This window comes from Streptomyces sp. NPDC003036 (assembly GCF_040611175.1).
GTDB lineage: Bacteria > Actinomycetota > Actinomycetes > Streptomycetales > Streptomycetaceae > Streptomyces.
The window spans coordinates 1-20,498 of the sequence record NZ_JBEXNO010000001.1; the positions used below are offsets into that span (position 1 = coordinate 1).

Below are 20,498 nucleotides of genomic sequence, written 5' to 3' on the forward strand. Positions count from 1 at the left end.
TGGGAAGCCGCCAAGAAAGACCCCAGCGAATTCATGGGCCGGCTCTTCTTCGAAGCAGCCGTCCCCACCAAGGGAGCAGGCGCCCTCAAGAGCATCGCGCGGCTCAAGCACCTCGACGGTGCCACGGGTGGAGGCAAGGGTCGTGAAGGTCACGCGAACGACCCCCACGACACCTCTCGAGACTGCGACGGCAAGACGTGCGCCAAAGACCCCGTCGACATGGCCACCGGCCGGATGCTCCTACCGCAGACGGACATATCCCTGCCGGGCTCTCTGCCCCTTGTGTTCAGCCGTACCTTCGAGTCGTCGTACCGAGCGGGCCGCTGGTTCGGGCCGGCGTGGGCGTCGACCATCGACCAACGTCTGGAAATCGACTCCGAAGGCCTGATCTTCGTCCGCGAGGACGGCAGTCTGCTGGCCTACCCCCATCCGGCCCCCGGTGTGCCGGTCATGCCGACCCATGGTGCGCGCCTACCGCTGGACCGCGACCAGGACGGTTACACGGTTACCGACCTGGAAACGGGCCGGATCTGGCGTTTCACCGACCACAGTGCAGATCTGGCACTGCTCGCCCAGATCGACGACCGCAACGGCCGCTGGATCACCTTCGAGTACGACCACACCGGTACCCCGACTGCGATCGTCCACCACGGTGGCTACCACCTCAAGCTCACCACCGCCGAGGGCCGCGTCACCGCCCTGCACCTCGCGGGCGCCGCGCCCGACGGCACCGACCAGGAGATCCGCCGCTACGGCTACACCGACGGCCACCTCACCGAGGTCGTCAACTCCTCCGGCCGCCCTCTCCGCTTCGGCTACGACGAGCACGGCCGGATCACCTCGTGGACGGACACCAACGGCGGCCACTTCGACTACGTCTACGACGACCAGCACCGCTGTGTGTACCAAACCGCCCCGAGCGGCCTCATGGAGTCCCGTTTCACCTGGGACGACGTGGACCCGGAGACCGGACTGCGGTCCCACGCGATCATCGACGGCCTGGGCAACACCACGCGCTATCTCGTCAACGACCGTGTCCAGGTGGTCGGCGAGATCGACGCGACGGGAGCGATCACCCGCTTCGAGTACGACCGTTACAACCGGCTTCTCTCCCGCACTGACCCGCTCGGCCATGTCACGCGATACACCTACGACGACGCGGGCCGGCTGATCGAAGCGGTCCGGCCGGACGGCAGACAGCTGACCGTGGACCGCGACGAGCTCGGGCTTCCGCGGCGCGTGCGAGGCACGGACGGCACGGTGACGCGCCTCACCTACGACGAGCGCGGGAACCGCACCTCCGTCACCGATACCACAGGCGCCATGACCCGGTTCTCGTACGACGAAGCGGGCAACCTGACCCAGGTGACCGACGCCCTCGGGCACTCGTCCGTCGTACGCCGCAACCCGGCAGGGCTACCCATAGAGGTCACCGACCCGCTGGGAGCCACGACGCGCTACGAGCGCGACGCACTTGGCCGGACCGTCACCATCATCGACCCGCTCGGTGCGACGACCCGCCTGGAGTGGACGGTCGAGGGTCGGCTGGCCCGACGCGTCGACCCGGATGGCAGCGAGCAGTCCTGGACGTACGACGCAGAAGGGAACTGCCTCTCCCACACGGACCCCATGGGCGCCGTCACCCGCTTCGAGTACACGGACTTCGACCTGCTGGCAGCCCGGACCGAACCCAATGGGGCCCGCTACGAATTCCTCCACGACTCCAACCTGCGGCTGACCGAGGTCGTCAACCCGCAGGGACTGCGCTGGACATACGCGTACGACCCCGCTGGGCGCCTCGTCTCCGAGTGCGACTTCGACGACCGCACCCTCACCTACGCGCACGATGCGGCGGGTCGCCTCATCGCCCGTACCAATGGCGTGGGGCAGACGGTGCGGTACGAGCGCGACGTGCTGGGACAGGTCGTACGCAAGGACGCGGCGGGGGCCGTCACGACCTTCGAGTACGACATCTTCGACGAGCTCGCCGTGGCAACCGGCCCGGACGCGACGGTGACACGCCTGCGTGACAAGTACGGCCGCCTCCGGTCCGAGACCGTCAACGGGGCCCGGATGGAGTTCGGGTACGACACCCTGAGCCGCCGTACGAGCCGCAGGACCCCCAGCGGCGCCGTCAGCACGTGGGCCTACGACGCCGCAGGCCGCCGCACGGAGCTGACCACGGCCGGCCGCACCCTCACCTTCGAACACGACGCGGTCGGCCGGGAACTCGCCCTCCACATCGGCGACACGGTCACGCTGACCCACGCATTCGACTCACTGGGTCGTCTCACCGACCAGCACGTCACCGGCGCAGGCCGCACCGTCCAACGCCGCGCCTACACCTACCGCGCGGACGGCAACCTGATCGGCATCCAGGACCAGCTCTCCGGCACCCGCACCTTCGACGTCGACGTGACCGGCCGAGTCACCGCTGTCCACGCGGAGGGATGGACGGAGCGGTACGCCTACGACGAGGCGGGCAACCAGACGGAGGCGAGCTGGCCCGCTTCCCACCCGGGCCAGGAGGCCACGGGCACCCGCGCCTACACCGGCACCCACCTCACCCGCGCGGGCTCCATCCGCTACGAGCACGACGCACAGGGCCGCATCGTGCTGCGCCAGAAGACCCGTCTCTCGCGTAAGCCGGACACCTGGCGTTACGAGTGGGACGCGGAAGACCGGCTGACGTCGGTGACGACGCCGGACGGCACGGTCTGGCGCTACGCGTACGACCCCTTGGGCCGCCGAATATCCAAGCAATCCCCCAGGGAAACGGTCCACTTCACCTGGGACGGCACGACCCTCTGCGAGCAGACGACCGACCACGTCACTCTCACCTGGGACCACGCGGGCCTACGCCCCCTGTCCCAGACGGAACGCCGCACGGACACGGATGATGAGCGCTTCTTCGCCATCGTCACCGACCTCATCGGCACGCCGACGGAACTCGTCGACGAATCGGGTGACGTGGCGTGGTGCACCCGATCGTCCCTCTGGGGCACGACGACGTGGAACCGCGACGCCACGGCGTACACCCCCCTCCGCTTCCCGGGCCAGTACTTCGACCCTGAATCGGGCCTTCACTACAACCACTTCCGCTACTACGACTCGGAGTCGGCCCGCTACCTCACCCAGGACCCACTGGGCCTGGTCCCGGCGCCGAACCCGGCGGCGTACGTCCACAATCCGCACACGTGGGGTGATCCCATGGGCCTGTCGGGTTGCAAGGATTTCTCCCCGGGCGCAACGCTAGGAGACGTCAGCAAAGTAAAAGGCTGGGTCCCCGACTCCATTCCCGAAGAGGCAATGGAGGTCCTTCGGGACGTCAGAGAGTATGGTTTCGGCTGGTGGGGCGGCCCGGGCTTCCACGGACCGAAGTGGTGGATGGAACCGTTTGCAAATGACGCGAGAAATGACGGCTACCAGCTCCCCACACACGACCCCTCGGGAACTCCAATCACCTACACGGAATACGGAACGTATCCGTCACCGGAAAACCCAAAGCCCGGCGGCGAGCGCTGGGTGTTCGGCAGCGATGGATCCGTCTACTACACCCCTACCCACTATCAGACGTACATTGTCGAAACAAGCCCTACGTGGACGGAGCAATGAAGGAAGGCTCACCCGTGGTTCACATCAGCCCGTGGATGCACGTCGTCACAGTAGGTGGCGCCATGCCGATCGATGAGATCCTGCCACTATCGGGCAGATTTTACGTAGCCCACTTGGAAGGTCAAGAACTTCCAGACGAGTTCTCGGCCTTCCAAAATCTCCAGGAATCATTGCAGTTCCCCGAATACTTCGGCTGGAACTGGAACGCCGTATACGACTGCCTTCGGGATCTACAGTGGCTCTCATCGGATCACCATGTTGTGATCATCAAGTCCGCGGAGCGCGCACTTTCCGAGGACGACACAGCCCGCGAAAAGTTTTTCAGGACTCTGTGGCGTGCGGGTCAGCGGTGGTCTTACGTCAAGCGGCCTGAAGGCATAACACTCAGCAGGCTCACCGTCATCCTGTCATGTGCCAAAGATTCCGTATCGGGCCTCACGGATCTCCTTCAAGAGCTTCAGGACTAGCCCAAGCACCTCATCGATGACATCGGAAGCCATCGCCACATAGATCAAGGGGCCCGGAAACCGTAGAAAGGTCCCGGGCCCCCTCTGCTGGCCTCGTGTCGCTTACCGCGCCGCGTCCGGGTGGACCGACTCGGTCACCGGGCGCGACTCCGCCGACTTCGGCGTCACCGGCTTGCGGAGCGCGATGTTCAGCTCGCGGAGGCGCGACTCGTCCAGCTCCGTCGGCGCGCCCATCATCAGGTCCTGGGCGTTGCCGTTCAGCGGGAAGGCGATCGTCTCGCGGATGTTCGGCTCGTCGGCGAGGAGCATGACGATGCGGTCCACGCCCGGGGCGATGCCGCCGTGGGGCGGGGCGCCGAAGCGGAGGGCGCGGAGCATGCCCGCGAACTCGTGCTCGACGGTGTCGCGGTCATAGCCCGCGATCTCGAAGGCCTTCAGCATGATCTCGGGCTCGTGGTTCCGGATCGCGCCGGAGGAGAGCTCCACGCCGTTGCAGACGATGTCGTACTGCCAGGCGAGGATGTCCAGCGGGTCCTTCTCCTCGAGGTCCTTCATGCCGCCCTGCGGCATCGAGAAGGGGTTGTGGGAGAAGTCGATCTTGCCGGTCTCCTCGTCCTTCTCGTACATCGGGAAGTCGACGATCCAGCAGAAGCGGAAGACGTTCTCCTCGAAGTGGCCGGCGCGCTTCGCGGCCTCGACGCGGACCGCGCCCATGATCTTGGAGACCTCGTCGAAGTCGCCGGCGCCGAAGAAGACCGCGTGGCCGGGGGCCAGGGAGAGGCGCTCGGTCAGCGTCTTGACGTTGTCCTCGGTGAGGAACTTGGCGATCGGGCCGGTGAAGGACATGTCCTCGCCGACGCGGATCCAGGCCAGGCCCTTCGCGCCGTGCTCGACCGCGAAGTCGCCGAGGGAGTCGAAGAACTTGCGGGTCTGCGACGCGACGTCCGGCACCGGCAGCGCGCGCACGTGCTTGCCCGCGAACGCCTTGAACTCGGAGTCGGCGAAAACGTCCGTGATGTCGACGAGCTCCAGCTGGGCGCGCAGGTCCGGCTTGTCGTTGCCGTACTTCAGCATCGCCTCGCGGAACGGGATCCGCGGGAACGGCGACGTGACGTGGCGCCCGCCGCCGAACTCCTCGAAGAGCTCGGTCATGAGCTTCTCGATCGGCTGGAAGACGTCCTCCTGCTCGACGAAGCTCATCTCGACGTCGAGCTGGTAGAACTCGCCCGGCGAGCGGTCCGCGCGCGCGTCCTCGTCGCGGAAGCAGGGCGCGATCTGGAAGTACCGGTCGAAGCCGGAGATCATCAGCAGCTGCTTGAACTGCTGCGGCGCCTGCGGCAGCGCGTAGAACTTGCCCGGGTTCAGACGGGACGGCACGACGAAGTCACGCGCGCCCTCCGGCGAGGTCGCGGTGAGGATCGGGGTCGCCATCTCGTTGAAGCCGAGGGCCACCATCTTGGAGCGGATCGCGGCGATGACCGCCGAGCGCAGCATGATGTTGCGGTGCATGCGCTCGCGGCGCAGGTCGAGGAAGCGGTACTCCAGGCGCCGCTCCTCGTTGACGCCGTCGTCCGTGTTGATCGTGAACGGCAGCGGGGCGGAGGCGCCCAGCACCTCGACCTCGGCGACCTCGACCTCGATCTCGCCGGTCGGCAGGTCGGGGTTGATGTTCTCGGTGCCGCGCGAGACGACCTTGCCGTCGACGCGGACGACGGACTCCTTCGTCTGCTTGTCCAGCGCCTCGTACGCGGCGGTGCCGGGCCGGGCGACCAGCTGCGTGATGCCGTAGTGGTCGCGCAGATCGATGAAGAGGATGCCGCCCAGGTCGCGCCGATTGTGCAGCCAGCCGCTCAGCCGGACGTCGGTACCGACGTCAGAGGCGCGGAGCTGGCCGCAGGTGTGGGACCTGTACCGATGCATCGTCGTTCATCCAGTCTCGGGATAGGGATAGGGCTCGACGCGTCAAGGGTACCGGCCGCACCCAGCCGGGTACCGAATCGCCGGTGGCGGGCGGTACCCCCGCCTTCTTAGAGTGGGTCAATGCGCACCGAGGACGTCCTGGCCGCGATCGCGACCGGCCTGTGGCGTTGGGACAACGCGACCGGGATCGTCACGCTCGACGCGGAGGCCGCCCGGCTGCTCGGGCTGCCCGCCGGGCCGGCGGAGCTGACGGAAGCCGCCGTACGCTCCCGCTTCCACCCCGTCGACTGGAACGAGATCGACGGGATCGTGAACCTCGCCGTCGCCGAGGGCACCCTCGCCGAGGCGCGCCTGCGGATCGTGGACGAGAACGGCCGGGTGCTCCGTACCGTACGCAGCCGCTCCCGGCCCCTGATCGACGGCACCGACTACCACCTCGTCGGAACGCTCCAGGAGGTCGCGGAGCCGCCGGCCGGCACCGCCGCCCGCACCCCCGTCACCGGTGACTGGCGCCGGTCGCGCGAGGCGTTCCTGCTGGACGCGGGGCGGGCGCTCGCGGAGGCGCGGTCGACGGCGGAGGTGCTGCGGGTGGCGGCGTCGCTGTCGATGCCGGGCTTCTCGCCGGACGGCCTCGCGGTCTTCGGGGTGGCGGGCGACCGGTTGACGATCATCGGGCACCACGGACACAACCCGGGCGACGACGGGCCCTTCGCGGACATGCCGCTGGACACGGACTACCCGGCGGCCGAGGTCGTACGGTCGGGGCGGGCGATCTATCTGCCGTCGCCGGAGGAGTACCGCGCCCGCTTCCCGGCGACCTGGCCCCTGGCGCAACGTTTCGGCAGGGAGTCCTGGGCCTTCCTGCCGCTGATCGTCGCGGGGCGCACGATGGGCGCCTGGATGGCGGCGTTCAAGCACCGGGTCGCCTTCACGCCCGACGAGCGGTCGGTGCTGACGACCGTGGCGCGGATGCTGGCGCAGGCGCTCGCGCGCGCCGGGGTCGCGGAGTCCGAGCGCGAGCTGTCGCTCGGCCTCCAGCGCACCATGATGCCGGTGCTCGGCCCGGCGATCCCCGGCATGGAGGTGGCCGCGCGGTACGTGCCCACGGGCGGCGGGCTCCAGGTCGGCGGCGACTGGTACGACATGATCCAGCTGCCGGCCGGCCGCGTCGCGCTCGTCATCGGCGACGTACAGGGACACGACGTGCGGGCCGCCGGCCTCATGGGGCAGCTGCGGATCGCCCTGCGCGCGTACGCCTCCGAGGGCCACCGGCCAGACGCGGTGCTGTCGCGCGCCTCCCGCTTCCTGTACGGGATCACCGACAGCGCGGAGGGCGACCACGGCGGGCGCTTCGCGACCTGCCTGTACCTGGAGGTCGACCCGGCGACGGGCGCGGTGGACATCGCGCGGGCCGGGCACCCGGACCCGGCGATCCGGATGGCCGACGGGACGGTGGTGCAGCGGCCCACCGCCGGCGGGCTGCCGCTCGGCATCGTCGCGGACACCGACTACCCGACGACGCGGCTCACGCTGGAGCCCGGCGAGACGCTGATGATCTGCACGGACGGGCTGCTGGAGACCGGCGGGCACGACCTGGAGTCGGGCTGGGCCCGGATCCGCAAGCTGCTCGAACAGCACGACGGCGCCGACGGTCTGGAGGTGCTGGCCGACAGCCTCGTCCAGGCGGTGCACGGGCCCGGCTCGCACTACACCACCGGGCCGTTCGCCGACCGGCGCGAGGACGACATCGCGGTGCTGCTGCTGTCGCGTACGCCGGGGGGCGCGGCGCAGCGGGTGGCGGTCCGGCGCACCGCGCTGACCGTCGCCCAGGCCGAGCCGGAGCGCATCGCGGCGGGCCGGCGGCAGCTGCGCGAGCTGCTGCACGACTGGGCGGACCCGGAGCAGGTGGACGCGGCGGTCCTGATGGTCTCGGAGATGCTGACGAACGTCCTCGTCCACACGGACGGCGACGCGCTGCTGGTCGCCGAGGCGACCGGCGAGCACGGGGAGCGCCTCCTGCGCGTCGAGGTCGCCGACGCGAGCGACGAACTGCCGCACAAGCGGCGCCCGGGCGAGATGGCGTCGTCGGGCCGGGGCCTGCTGCTGATGGAGATGCTGGCGCAGGCGTGGGGCGTGGACCCGCGGGGCGAGGGCAAGTCGATCTGGTTCGAGCTCCGCGAGGGGGCGGCGCCGGCGGAGTCGGCGGGGCCGGCTGGGCTGGAGTCGGAGGCGCCCATGGCGTCGTTCTACGACGACGAGGGCCCGCCCGCGCCACCGGAGGGCCCGCCCGCGGCCGAGCCGCTCGCGTAACGCCTGCGCAGTTCGCCGAGCACCCCGAAGGCCGCCGCCGTCAGCGGCACCGCCAGCAGCATGCCGAGGATGCCGGCGACCGACGCGCCCGCCGTGATGGCCAGCATGACGACGGCCGGGTGCATCTGCACCGTGCGGGACTGGATCACCGGCTGGAGCACGTGCCCCTCCAGCAGCTGTACGGCGAGGACGACGCCGACCGCCCACAGCGCGATCACCCAGCCCCGGTCGGCGAGCGCGACGAGGATGGCGACGGCGCCGGAGATGAAGGCGCCGAGGTACGGGATGTACGCCCCGACGAAGACGAGAGCGCCGAGGCCGAGGGCGCCGGGCACGCGCAGGATCAGCATGCCGACGGCGATGAGCACCCCGTCGATCAGCGCGATGAACGTCGTGCCCCGCATGAACCCCTCCATGGCGCCGAAGGCGCGCCGGGCCATGGCCTCGACGTGGTCGGCGCTGTCGCGCGGCGCGAGCGAGCGCAGCGCCCGCATGGCGCGGCCGGAGTCGCGGAGGAAGAAGAAGACCAGGAGCAGGGCGAGGACGGCCATGGCGATCACCTCGCCCACCACGCTGAGCCCGCTGATCACACCGGAGGCCGCCGTACCGCCGAACTTGCCCAGCAGCTCCCGGGCGTTGGCGGCGAGGTCGCCGAGCGAGGTGCCGGCGGCGCCGAAGTGCCGGGCGAGGCCGTCGGCGGCGCGCCGCAGCGAGGTGAGGATCTGGTCGCCGGTGTCGATGAGCGCGGCGACGACGACGTACGTCGCCCCGCCGACGACCGCCACGACGGCGGCGCAGGTCAGCCCGGCGGCCAGCGACCGCTGCACCTTCATGGCGAGGAGCCGCCGGTGGAGCGGTCCGAGGAGCGCCGTGCCCAGGAGGGCGAGCAGGACGGGGGTCACGGCGGTCTGGAAGGTGACGCACAGCCAGACGCCGACGGCCGCGACGCCCGTCAGCAGAAGGACGACGACGCACCAGGCGGCGAGGCGCCGGACCGGCTCGGGCAGCAGGGTGTGCACGCCACCCAGCGCACCACGCCCGGCCGGGGGCCGCCCGTGGACGGGCCCCGGCCGGGTGACGCGGCGTCAGCTTCCCTGGCCCGTCAGCCGGTGATGTCAGCCGGCCTGGAGGCCGCCGGGCGTCATGCCGTGGACGGCGGGGATGCGGCCGAGGCGTCCGGCCTGGAAGTCCTCGAAGGCCTGCTGGAGCTCGGCGCGGGTGTTCATCACGAACGGCCCGTAGTGCGCCATGGGCTCCCGGATGGGCTGCCCGCCGAGGAGGACGACCTCCAGGTCGGGGGTGTGGCCGTCCTGCCGCTCGTCGGCGCGCACGGTCAGCGCGCCGCCGTCGCCGAAGACGGCGGTCTGCCCCATGTGGACGGGCCGCCGCTCGCGGCCGACGGAGCCGCGCCCGGCGAGCACGTACGCGAGACCGTTGAAGTCCTCGCGCCAGGGCAGGGTGACCTCGGCGCCGGGGCGCAGGGTGGCGTGGACCATGGTGATGGGCGTGTGCGTGATGCCGGGGCCCTGGTGCCCGTCGAGCTCGCCGGCGATGACGCGCAGCAGCGCGCCGCCGTCGGGCGAGGTGAGGAGCTGGACCTGGCCGCCGCGGATGTCCTGGTAGCGGGGGTCCTTCATCTTGTCCTTGGCGGGCAGGTTCACCCACAGCTGGAGCCCGTGGAAGAGGCCGCCGGACATGACGAGCTCCTCCGGCGGCGCCTCGATGTGCAGCAGGCCGGACCCGGCGGTCATCCACTGGGTGTCGCCGTTGGTGATGGTGCCGCCGCCCCCGTTGGAGTCCTGGTGGACGAAGGTTCCGTCGAGGAGGTACGTGACGGTCTCGAAGCCGCGGTGCGGGTGCCAGGGGGTGCCCTTGGGCTCGCCGGGCGCGTACTCCACCTCGCCCATCTGGTCCATCATGATGAACGGGTCGAGGTACCGGTAGTTGATCCCGGCGAACGCGCGCCGCACCGGGAAGCCCTCCCCTTCGAACCCGCTGGGCGCGGTCGTCACGGCCAGCACGGGTCGCGCCGCGGCCTGGGCCGGTGCGGCGACGCGCGGCAGGGCGAGCGGGTTCTCGACGGTCACGGCAGGCATGGCGTCCTCCTCGGGTGGGGCTGCGTTCCAGATTAGTTGAATTCTGAACTTCCTGCTACTGGAACACGGCTCCGCCCTCCGGCATTCCCCCCTGGTCCCGTTGTCCCGTTGTCAGTGGTGGCTGCGATCATCCCCGGCATGGAGAGCGAGACGGGAACGGCCGTCATCGAGGTGGCGTACGGCGAGGGCTGGGACCTGGCGGCCCGCGCGCTGGTACGGCCCCTGAGCCGGGAGGCGGCGCGCGCGCGGGACGGCGCGGGCCTGCCGTACGCCGTGGCGCTGCGGATACCGGGCCGCGAGGCGCCCCTCGAAGTCCGGCTGGTGTCCTGGCGGGACCACTACGCGGGGGTGTGGGTGTACGACGCCGAGGGCCGGCGTACGCACCACCTGGACCTGCGGCTGCTCGACGGGGGCAGGCTGCTGCACCGCCTCACGCGGCACTGGGAGTACGCCGACGCCGGGACCCCGGAGTTCGACGACGGCTGCGCCCGTACGACGCTGGAGCTGTTCCCCGACGGGCGGGGGTCGCTGGAGCGCCACCGGCCCGGGCCGGGCGGCGGCACCCTCGTGACGACGCCGGACCTCGCGGAGGAGGAGCGGTGGCTGGCGCGGCCGGCCTTCGGGGAGTGGCCACTGTTCTCGGCGGAGGCGGCCGAGGCACCGTCTTTCCGCGAGGCGGAGGTGGAGGCCGGTGAGGGCGTGGAGCCCCGGGAGGAGTGGCACCCGCCGCGCCCCGGCGGCTACGGCGACCGCGGGGTGCTCTTCCAGCCGGGTACGCGCCTGGCCACGCGCCACCACCCCGAGATGACGGTGCTGGAGCCGGACCGGAGCCTACGGATCCGGATACCCGGCGGGGTCCTGGCCGTCGACGCCCCCGACAACCGTGACGGCCCGGCCTTCGCGATCCCGGTCCCGCCGGGCACGTACCCGCTGGAGACCGCCCGGCTCTCGTACGGCTACGACTGCGAGTTCCGGGGCCGCTGGGTCACCACGACCGACCTTCCGGCCGTGCGGCTCCGGCTGAGCGACGAGCCGCCGGTGCGGTGGGAGATGGCCCTCGGGGAGGACCACGACCCCCGGCTGCTGCCGGACGGCGGGGCGTACGGCTTCGACACCGACAGCGCGACGGGCTGCTTCGCGGACGCCGCCGCCTGGGAGCCGCTCAAGGGGCTGTACGCCCGAGCCTTGTTCGAGGATGACGAGACCGCGGGAGAGGACCTCTCGGGAAACAGGGACTCGATGTTCCTCATGCGGACGTCGGACGAGGCGACGGGCGCCGACCTGATGGCCTTCGCCACCGGCGGGGACTGCACCTACGCCGTCTGGCTGGGCCGTGCGGCCTCCGGCGACCTCGCCTGCGTGGACGTACAGGTGGGGTACCTGCAGGAGCTCAGGGTCCTGTCGGACCCTCGGCCGTGAGGTCGAGTTCGCCGATGATCTCGTCCTCGGCCTTCTCACCGGTCGGCTGGAAACCGAGCCCCAGGTAGAACCCCTCCGGCCCGTCCTCCCCCGGCACCCACGTCACCGTCGCGCGCGTGCCGCCGCGCCTGCGGATCTCCTCGCAGACCGCCTCGACCGCGAAGCGCCCGTACCCCTTGCCCTGCTCGTCGGCGGCTATGGCCAGCCGCCACAGCCCGGAGCGCGGCCGGGGGTCCTCGCACTCGGGGGCGAAGCTGATGTCGAAGAAGGCCATCACGAAGCCCACGAGCCGGTCGCCGTCGAAGACCAGCCGCGGCCAGGCGGTGTCGGCGTCGGGCCGTGCGTACGCCTCGGCCAGCGACCGTGCGACCGGGGCGACGAAGCGCTCCTGGTCCGGGCGGACGGTGAGCTCGCAGGCGGCGAGGACGTTCTCGGGGGTGATCTTCTCCAGGCGGAGCGCTGTTGTCATGCCCGGCACCCTAGGCGCCCGTCCCCGGCCGGGCACCATGGTTTTTCCCGTACGGACAGGGGCCCGCTCAGCGCGACTGGAGGGCGTCCAGGGCCACGGTCAGGCACAGGACGAGCCGGCGGTCGAGCGACGGGTCCTGGACGCGTATCGCGTACCGGTCGCGCAGGCCCCACTTCCGCTCCACCGACATGACGGGGCTGCCGTCCTCCCGGGCGAAGTCGAAGTGGAAGACGAACGGGATCGGCACCGGAATCGGCAGGACCGCGTCCGCCAGCTGCACCGCACGGCGGGCCAGCGCGATCCCCTGGCTCCGCTCCTTGCCGGTGACCGGCGGCTCCTCGCCCTGGGTCAGGTGCCAGGTGGACCGCAGCAGCGAGGCCTTGCCGTCCTTGCGGAAGCTGCCGACGGGGGTGCCGTCGGCGCCGGTCACGTCGTACGTGGCGCCGAAGTCGATGAGGCTCTGCGCCTTGAAGCGGGCGAGCACCGTGGAGCGGTCCTCGCCGGTCCAGAGGGTGACTTCCTCCTTCAGCTTCATCCGCTTCTGCTCGGCGAAGGCGACGACCTGGCCACCGTCGGGGCTCGTGATCACATAGCGGTTCACGAGCGCGGTGACCTTCTGGGTCATGAGGAACTCACTCATCTGCTGCATACGCGGAACGCTATGCGGCGCGGCGAGGCCGCTTCCTCATCCTCAGGTCGGAGAACGGCCGGAGCCGCCGGCCGTATCCCTAGCCGTACATCCGCCGCATCGCGAAGTCGACCATCTGCTCGACGGCCTTGGCGTCGAAGACGATCCGGTGGTCGCCCTCCATGTCGAGGACGAAGCCGTACCCGGTGGGCAGCAGGTCGATCACCTCGGCGCCGGTGATCACGAAGTACTTGGACTCCTTGCCCGCGTACCGCCGCAGCTCCTTCAGCGAGGTGAACATCGGGATGACCGGCTGCTGGGTGTTGTGCAGCGCGAGGAAGCCGGGGTTGTCACCGCGCGGGCAGTAGACCTTCGAGGTGGCGAAGATCTGCTGGAAGTCCTCGGCGGACAGCGACCCGGTGGTGAAGGCCCGCACGGCGTCGGCGAGCGAGGGCGGCGACGGCTCGGGGTACAGCGGCGGCTGCTGCGCGTACCCCTGCTGGGGCGGGGCGTACTGCTGCTGGGCGCCCTGGTTCTGGTCGTAGCCGTACATGGCCACCAGGGTACTGAGTACGAAGCGGGCTCGTGGGCCCACCACCCGCCCGCGGCACGGTTTCAGACAGCCGTCGGCGGCACCGGCAGCATCGCGCGGGGGTCCTGTCCGGACAGCCAGAGCCCGATGAGGAAGGCGGTGGTCGCCTCCAGCAGTCCGGCCCGCTCCAGCCCGCCCGCGTCGAGCGGCTCGCCGCCGATGTCGCGTACGAGGGTGCGTACGGTCTCCAGGGCCTCTTCGTCGTCGCCGCACAGCGGTACGGCGGGCGGGGCGAGGCGCCACACGGAGTCCGCGCAGTGGTTGAACGCCTTCACGACACGGGCGCCGGACGCCTCCGCGATGCGCTGGGCGGCGGAGGGGCCGCCGTCGGTGGTGAGCAGGAAGCCGGGGCCCACGGGGTTGGTGCAGTCGATGAGCACCCGGCCCTCCAGGGCGGTGCCCGCCGCCCGCACGACGTCGAGGGCGCTGCCGTACGGGACGGCCAGCAGCGTCGCGTCGCCGAAGCCGGCGACGTCCGCGAGGGTGCCCGCCCCCTCGGCGCCGATGCGGCGCGCCAGCTCCGCCGCCTTGTCGGGTGCGCGCCCGCCGATCCGTACGCGGTGGCCCGCGCGCACCCAGTGGGTGCCGAGGGCCTCTGCCATGTTTCCGTTGCCGAGTATGCCGATGCGCATGTTCATGTCGGCTTACGCTAGGCGGCTCATCGGTAACCACCCGGTGCCCAAGCCGCCTGCTACGGAGGGGACTTCATGGACGACCGGCTCGCCGACTGCCGTGCCCGCCTCGGCTTCGACCTGCTGGCCCACACCTGGAACGCGGTCGTCCTCTACGCCCTCGCCGACGGCCCGCGCCGCCCGCGCGAGCTGCGGGCGGCGATCGGCGGCATCAGCGCCAAGGTCCTCACGGAGACGCTCCGGCGCCTGGAGGGCCACGCGCTGGTGGAACGCCACGCGTACGCGGAGTCGCCGCCGCGCGTGGAGTACGCCCTCACGGAGCTGGGCGCGACCCTGCTGGAGCCCATCCGCGCCCTGGGCCGCTGGTCCGCGGAGCACGCGGACGCCTACGCGGAGGCGCAGGGGTGGGGGGACGAGGCCTGACGGGCCTCCGGCGGGCGCGTCGCTCGTCACAGATCACCCGATAGGGGTTGCTCTTATTACCGACGGGTAGCATCATCGTAGCTACTTGCTGGTACGTGTACGAGGATTCCGCCTCCCCGAGCCTTACGGAGCCGTCGCCATGGGGCACTACAAGTCGAATCTCCGCGACATCGAGTTCAACCTCTTCGAGGTCCTCGGGCGCGACAAGGTGTACGGCACCGGTCCGTTCGAGGAGATGGACGTCGAGACCGCCAAGAGCGTGCTCGACGAGATGCGCCGTCTCGCCGAGAACGACTTCGCCGAGTCCTTCGCGGACGCCGACCGCAACCCGCCGGTGTTCGACCCGGAGACGAACACCGCGCCGATCCCGGAGACCTTCAAGAAGTCCTACAAGGCCTTCATGGACTCCGAGTACTGGCGCCTGGGCCTGCCCGAGGAGATCGGCGGGACGACCTCGCCGCGCTCGCTGATCTGGGCGTACGCGGAGCTGATCCTCGGCTCGAACCCGGCGATCTGGATGTACTCCTCCGGCCCGGCCTTCGCCGGCATCCTCTTCGAGGAGGGCAACGAGGCGCAGAAGAAGATCGCCTCGATCGCCGTCGAGAAGCAGTGGGGCTCCACGATGGTGCTGACCGAGCCCGACGCGGGTTCGGACGTCGGCGCCGGGCGCACCAAGGCCATCCAGCAGGAGGACGGCTCCTGGCACATCGAGGGCGTGAAGCGCTTCATCACGTCCGGTGAGCACGACATGTCGGAGAACATCCTCCACTACGTCCTGGCGCGCCCCGAGGGCCACGGCCCGGGCACCAAGGGCCTGTCGCTCTTCCTCGTGCCGAAGTTCCACTTCGACTGGGAGACCGGCGAGCTGGGCGAGCGCAACGGCGTGTACGCGACGAACGTCGAGCACAAGATGGGCCTCAAGGCGTCCAACACGTGCGAGATGACCTTCGGCGACAAGCACCCCGCCAAGGGCTGGCTGATCGGCGACAAGCACGACGGCATCCGCCAGATGTTCCGCATCATCGAGTTCGCCCGCATGATGGTCGGCACGAAGGCGATCGCCACCCTCTCCACCGGCTACCTGAACGCGCTGGAGTACGCCAAGGAGCGGGTGCAGGGCCCGGACCTGGCGAACTTCATGGACAAGACCGCGCCCAAGGTCACCATCACGCACCACCCCGACGTGCGCCGCTCGCTCATGACGCAGAAGGCGTACGCGGAGGGCATGCGCGCCCTCGTCATGTACACCGCCGCGATCCAGGACGAGATCCAGATCAAGGAGGCGGCCGGCGAGGACGCCAAGGCGCTCATCGGCCTGAACGACCTGCTCCTCCCGATCGTGAAGGGCTACGGCTCCGAGAAGTCGTACGAGCAGCTCGCCCAGTCGCTGCAGACCTTCGGCGGCTCCGGGTACCTCCAGGAGTACCCGATCGAGCAGTACATCCGTGACGCCAAGATCGACACGCTGTACGAGGGCACGACGGCGATCCAGGGCCAGGACTACTTCTTCCGGAAGATCGTCCGCGACCAGGGCGCCTCGCTGAACGCGCTCGCCGAGGAGATCAAGAAGTTCCTGGCCGTCGGCACGGGCGGCGAGGAGCTCGCCCCGGCGCGCGACGCGCTCGCCAAGGCGGCCGTCGACCTGGAGGCGATCGTCGGCACGATGCTGACCGACCTCACCGCCACCGGCGAGGACGTCAAGAACATCTACAAGGTCGGTCTCAACACCACCCGCCTCCTGATGGCCTCCGGTGACGTGGTCGTCGGCTACCTGCTGCTGCGCGGTGCCGCCGTGGCCGCGGAGAAGCTGGAGACGGCGTCCGCCAAGGACAAGGCGTTCTACGAGGGCAAGATCGCGGCCGCGAAGTTCTTCGCCGCCAACGTCCTGCCGGGCGTCTCGACCGAGCGCGCCATCGCCGAGGGCGTCGACAACTCCCTCATGGAGCTGGACGAGTCCGCGTTCTAAGTCCCAAGCAACGCGGCCTGGTCCTCATGGCGGCCCGCTCCCCGAGGTTCCCGGGGGCGGGCCGCCGTCATGCCACGGCGACGACGCCGGTCATGCCGCCGACGCCCGTATCGACGCCCGCGCGACCAGCACCGCCGCGGTCACCGGCAGGAGGTCGCCGAGGCGCACGGGCTCCCGGTCCGGGGTCCCCGTCGCCGCGGCCGCGCACGCCGCGCACAGCGGCATGAGGAGCTGGGCGCGCCACTGCGCGCCGGGGGCCGCGCACGCGGCGCAGGCCGGGGTCGGGGCAAGGGAAGTCGGGGCAAGGGAAAGAGTGCGGGTGGAGCCGGTCGTCGTCGTGGTCACCAGGACACCTCCGGTCGCGTTCGGTCCAATGCGGTGGACTCGTTCCGATCGTCGCAGCCACCACTGACAATCGGCCCGGCAACGGTGCCGCCATCGCACGGCAACAGGCCCCGCAATCGCCCGGGCCAGGCCCGGTTCCCCGCCGTAAGGTGACCTCATGACCAGCTCTCCCGCCCGCTTCGACCGCGGCCACACCGACGACCTGATGTCCTTCCTGGCGGCTTCCCCGTCCCCGTACCACGCCGTCGCGAACACCGCCGAACGGCTGGAGAAGGCCGGCTTCGAGCAGGTGGAGGAGACCGCCGCCTGGGACGGGACGACCGGCGGCAAGTACGTGATCCGCGGTGGCGCGATCATCGCCTGGTACGTGCCGGAGGGCGCCGCCCCGCACACCCCCTTCCGGATCATCGGCGCGCACACCGACTCGCCGAACCTGCGCGTCAAGCCCCGCCCCGACACCGGCGCGCACGGCTGGCGGCAGGTCGCCGTGGAGACGTACGGCGGGACGCTGCTCAACACGTGGCTCGACCGCGACCTGGGCCTGGCCGGCCGGCTGACCCTGCGCGACGGCAGCCACGTCCTCGCCAACGTGGACCGCCCGATGCTGCGCGTGCCGCAGCTCGCCATCCACCTGGACCGGCAGGCCAACGACGGCCTCAAGCTGGACCGCCAGCGGCACATGCAGCCCATCTGGGGCCTCGGCGACGACGTCCGCGACGGCGACCTGATCGCCTTCGTGGCGAAGGAGGCGGGCGTGGCCGCCGACGACGTCGCCGGCTGGGACCTGATGGTGCACGCCCTGGAGGCGCCCGCCTACCTCGGGCGGGACCGCGAGCTGCTCGCCGGGCCCCGCATGGACAACCTGCTGTCCGTACACGCGGGCGCCGCCGCGCTCGCCGCCGCGGCCGCCGCGGGCGACGGCCTGGCGTACATCCCCGTCCTCGCCGGCTTCGACCACGAGGAGAACGGCTCCGAGTCCGACACCGGCGCCCAGGGCCCCCTCCTCGGCACGGTCCTGGAGCGCTCGGTCTTCGCGCGCGGCGGCGGCTACGAGGACCGGGCCCGCGCCTTCGCCGGCACCGTGTGCCTGTCCTCCGACACCGGCCACGCCGTGCACCCCAACTACGCGGAGCGCCACGACCCGACGCACCACCCGCGCGCGAACGGCGGCCCCATCCTCAAGGTGAACGTCAACCAGCGGTACGCCACGGACGGCAGCGGGCGGGCCGTGTTCGCGGCGGCGTGCGAGAAGGCGGGCGTGCCGTGGCAGTCGTTCGTCTCCAACAACGACATGCCGTGCGGCACGACCATCGGCCCGATCACCGCCGCGCGCCACGGGATCCGCACCGTCGACATCGGCGTGGCGATCCTGTCCATGCACAGCGCCCGTGAACTGTGCGGCGCGGACGACCCGTTCATGCTCGCGAACGCGCTCACCGCGTTCCTGACGGACTGACACCTCCCGTACCGCGTAGGCGTTCCGGGTCCGGGTACCCGGAACGCCTACGTTGTGTTGACGAGGAGGCGGAAAATCATGGGCCTGGGTGGCTGCATCATCCTGATAGGGGTGGGTGCGATCCTCACCTTCGCGACCGACTGGGAAGCCGAGAGCGTCAACCTGGATCTGGTGGGGCTGATCCTGATGGCGGTCGGTCTCATCGGTGTCGCGACCTTCACCAGCATCTACCGGCGGCGCAGGGCGGTCGTCTCCCCGGTGGTCGACCCGATGGTCGACCCGCGTGACGACCGCCGCCCGCCGCTGTGACGCCCCGATCGGTACCGGGTGCTACGCGTCGAGTCCCGCGAGGATCAGCGGCAGGCGCGTGGCGCCCCCGTCCGTGACCTTCACCGGCACGCCCCAGTCCTGCTGGTGGACGTGGCACGCCGGGTATTCGTTCTCGGGGTCGTCGTCGCACGAGGCGGCCATCGCCGACACGTGCAGCACGCCCTCGGTGACCGCCGGATCGAACACCAGCTCCCGGAACAGATCCGTCCCCGTGCCGTCCCCGGACGCGAGCAGCTCCGGCGGCGTGGAGGACACCAGGAGCCGGGTGGAGGGCCCGTACCGGTCGTCGAGCTTCTGGCCGGCCGGGGCCTGGAAGACCACGTCCAGGCGGAGCGTGCCGGGGGCGACCTCGGTCGCCTCGCGCTGCGTGCGGTGGGCCACCGCCTCCACCTGGACGGCCTCCTCGGGAAGCCGCAGCCGGGTCAGGCGGTGCCGGGCCGACTCGACGACCACGATGTCGTCGCCGACGAACACGGCGTCGCTCGGCTCGCGCAGGTCGGTGGCGAGGGTCGTGACCTCGCCGGAGGCGGGGTCGTAGCGGCGCAGGGCGTGGTTGTACGTGTCCGAGACGGCGACCGAGCCGTCCGGCAGGGCGGTGACGCCCAGCGGGTGCTGGAGCAGCGCCTGACCGGCCTCGCCGTCACGGTGGCCGAAGTCGAACAGGCCCGTGCCGACGGCCGTGCGCACGGTGCCCTCGGCGTCGATCCAGCGCAGGGCGCTCGTCTCCGAGTCCGCGATCCACAGGCGGTCGCCGGCGGCCGCGAGCCCGGACGGCTGGGCGAACCACGCCTCGCCGGCGGGTCCGTCGACCAGGCCCTCGTTGGTCGTCCCGGCGGCGACGGAGACGGTGCCGTGCTCCGGGTCGTACGCCCACAGCTGGTGGACGCCCGCCATGGCGATCCATACCTTCCCCTGCCACCAGGCCACGTCCCAGGGGGAGGAGAGCGCCACCTCGCGGGCGGGCCCGGAGGTGGGGGAGCCCTGCCACCACTGCGCGCCGGTCCCGGCGAGGGTGGACACCTCCCCGGTGGCGAGGTCCAGGAGCCGCAGGGCGTGGTTGACGGTGTCGGCGACGACGACGCGGCCTTCGGGCAGCAGCGCGAGGCCCTGCGGCTCGTTGAAGCGCGCCGCGTCGGCCGCCCCGTCCGTGAGGCCGCGCTCGCCGGAGCCGTAGCGGCGTACGACGCTCTCGCCGTCCGGCGCCAGCTCGACCAGCTGGTGGCGGGTGGTGTCGGAGACCAGGAAGTTCCCGCTGTCGAGCAGGAGCGCCTTGCCCGGGAAGCGCAGGTGGGTGGCGACGGGCTCCGGCGGGACGTACGGACCGTCACCGCGCCGCAGGGTGCCCTTGGCCTCGTGCTCGGCCTCCAGCTCGTCCACGAGCCGCTCGATGGCCGTGGCGTGGCCCTCGCCCGCGTGCTGGGCGACGACGTACCCCTCGGGGTCGATGACGACGAGCGTGGGCCAGGCCCGTACGGCGTACTGCTTCCAGGTGGCGAGCTCGGGGTCGTCCAGGACCGGGTGGTGCACGCCGTACCGCTCGACGGCGTCGACGACGGCCTGGTGCTCGGCCTCATGCACGAACTTCGGCGAGTGGACGCCGATGATCACCACCGTGTCGCGGTGCTTCTCCTCCAGCTCCCGCAACTCGTCGAGGACGTGGAGGCAGTTGATGCAGCAGAACGTCCAGAAGTCGAGGATGACGATGCGGCCGCGCAGATCGGCGAGGGTCAGGTCCTTGCCGCCCGTGTTGAGCCAGCCGCCCTTGCCGACGAGCTCGGGGGCGCGGACACGGGCACGGCGGGGCGCGGAGGCGCGAGCGGAATCGTTCAT

General features: G+C 70.9%; 17 protein-coding genes. 8 read left to right on the forward strand and 9 right to left on the reverse strand.

From position 1 onward, the window contains the following. Both ABZX67_RS00005 and ABZX67_RS00010 read left to right on the forward strand, forming a co-directional pair. On the forward strand, positions 1–3,615 hold a 3,615-nt coding region (locus tag ABZX67_RS00005), incomplete at its 5' end, for a DUF6531 domain-containing protein (RefSeq protein WP_355351880.1). A 14-nt stretch (positions 3,616–3,629) separates the two neighbouring features. Then, positions 3,630–4,082 carry a barstar family protein gene (locus tag ABZX67_RS00010; RefSeq protein WP_355351883.1) on the forward strand — a complete coding sequence of 151 codons (453 nt, stop codon included), beginning with the start codon at positions 3,630–3,632 and terminating at the stop codon, positions 4,080–4,082. Positions 4,083–4,184: 102 nt separating this feature from the next. On the opposite strand, the gene aspS is transcribed toward ABZX67_RS00010, so the two are convergent. After that, entirely contained in the window at positions 4,185–6,002 is a 1,818-nt protein-coding gene (gene aspS / locus ABZX67_RS00015; protein WP_355351886.1) for an aspartate--tRNA ligase, read from the reverse strand. Positions 6,003–6,122: 120 nt separating this feature from the next. Between aspS and ABZX67_RS00020 the strand changes: the two genes are divergently transcribed. Continuing rightward, on the forward strand, positions 6,123–8,312 hold the full coding sequence (locus tag ABZX67_RS00020; protein ID WP_355351889.1) for a SpoIIE family protein phosphatase: 2,190 nt from the start codon (positions 6,123–6,125) through the stop codon (positions 8,310–8,312). Here ABZX67_RS00020 and ABZX67_RS00025 read toward each other — a convergent pair. Together ABZX67_RS00025 and ABZX67_RS00030 are read right to left on the reverse strand one after the other, a co-directional pair. Further along, positions 8,249–9,331, reverse strand: coding sequence for an AI-2E family transporter (locus ABZX67_RS00025; protein WP_355351892.1), 1,083 nt, complete (start codon positions 9,329–9,331; stop codon positions 8,249–8,251). The two genes, ABZX67_RS00020 and ABZX67_RS00025, sit on opposite strands and share 64 nt — an antisense overlap. 96 nt (positions 9,332–9,427) lie before the next feature. Then, positions 9,428–10,408 (reverse strand): pirin family protein, encoded by a 981-nt coding sequence (locus ABZX67_RS00030; protein ID WP_355351895.1) that lies wholly within the window; start codon positions 10,406–10,408, stop codon positions 9,428–9,430. A 138-nt stretch (positions 10,409–10,546) separates the two neighbouring features. Between ABZX67_RS00030 and ABZX67_RS00035 the strand changes: the two genes are divergently transcribed. After that, entirely contained in the window at positions 10,547–11,827 is a 1,281-nt protein-coding gene (locus tag ABZX67_RS00035; protein WP_355351898.1) for a DUF4241 domain-containing protein, read from the forward strand. Here ABZX67_RS00035 and ABZX67_RS00040 read toward each other — a convergent pair. The 4 genes from ABZX67_RS00040 to ABZX67_RS00055 all read right to left on the reverse strand — a co-directional run bounded on the left by ABZX67_RS00040 (position 11,799) and on the right by ABZX67_RS00055 (position 14,148). Further along, entirely contained in the window at positions 11,799–12,296 is a 498-nt protein-coding gene (locus ABZX67_RS00040; protein ID WP_355351901.1) for a GNAT family N-acetyltransferase, read from the reverse strand. The two genes, ABZX67_RS00035 and ABZX67_RS00040, sit on opposite strands and share 29 nt — an antisense overlap. 67 nt (positions 12,297–12,363) lie before the next feature. After that, entirely contained in the window at positions 12,364–12,945 is a 582-nt protein-coding gene (locus ABZX67_RS00045; RefSeq protein WP_355351904.1) for a hypothetical protein, read from the reverse strand. 79 nt (positions 12,946–13,024) lie between these two features. Continuing rightward, positions 13,025–13,477, reverse strand: a complete 453-nt coding sequence (locus ABZX67_RS00050) for an SseB family protein (RefSeq protein WP_031072101.1) — start codon at positions 13,475–13,477, stop codon at positions 13,025–13,027. A gap of 62 nt (positions 13,478–13,539) precedes the next feature. Beyond that, the gene (locus ABZX67_RS00055) at positions 13,540–14,148 is read right to left on the reverse strand and encodes an NAD(P)-binding domain-containing protein (RefSeq protein ID WP_355352699.1); all 609 of its coding nucleotides are present in this window, start codon (positions 14,146–14,148) and stop codon (positions 13,540–13,542) included. Positions 14,149–14,223: 75 nt separating this feature from the next. Between ABZX67_RS00055 and ABZX67_RS00060 the strand changes: the two genes are divergently transcribed. Together ABZX67_RS00060 and ABZX67_RS00065 are read left to right on the forward strand one after the other, a co-directional pair. Continuing rightward, positions 14,224–14,571: a helix-turn-helix domain-containing protein gene (locus ABZX67_RS00060; protein WP_355351908.1), complete on the forward strand. Its 348-nt coding sequence runs from the start codon at positions 14,224–14,226 to the stop codon at positions 14,569–14,571. Positions 14,572–14,710: 139 nt separating this feature from the next. After that, complete coding sequence (locus ABZX67_RS00065) at positions 14,711–16,537, forward strand: acyl-CoA dehydrogenase (RefSeq protein WP_355351911.1); 1,827 nt, start codon at positions 14,711–14,713, stop codon at positions 16,535–16,537. Between the two features lie 90 nt (positions 16,538–16,627). Here the strand turns inward: ABZX67_RS00065 and ABZX67_RS00070 are convergent, their stop codons facing one another. Next, positions 16,628–16,882 carry a hypothetical protein gene (locus tag ABZX67_RS00070; RefSeq protein ID WP_355351914.1) on the reverse strand — a complete coding sequence of 85 codons (255 nt, stop codon included), beginning with the start codon at positions 16,880–16,882 and terminating at the stop codon, positions 16,628–16,630. A gap of 157 nt (positions 16,883–17,039) precedes the next feature. Between ABZX67_RS00070 and ABZX67_RS00075 the strand changes: the two genes are divergently transcribed. Further along, on the forward strand, positions 17,040–18,338 hold the full coding sequence (locus tag ABZX67_RS00075; protein ID WP_355351917.1) for a M18 family aminopeptidase: 1,299 nt from the start codon (positions 17,040–17,042) through the stop codon (positions 18,336–18,338). A gap of 78 nt (positions 18,339–18,416) precedes the next feature. Next, on the forward strand, positions 18,417–18,647 hold the full coding sequence (locus ABZX67_RS00080) for a hypothetical protein (RefSeq protein WP_355351920.1): 231 nt from the start codon (positions 18,417–18,419) through the stop codon (positions 18,645–18,647). A gap of 21 nt (positions 18,648–18,668) precedes the next feature. Here the strand turns inward: ABZX67_RS00080 and ABZX67_RS00085 are convergent, their stop codons facing one another. Then, positions 18,669–20,498, reverse strand: coding sequence for an NHL domain-containing thioredoxin family protein (locus tag ABZX67_RS00085; RefSeq protein ID WP_355351923.1), 1,830 nt, complete (start codon positions 20,496–20,498; stop codon positions 18,669–18,671).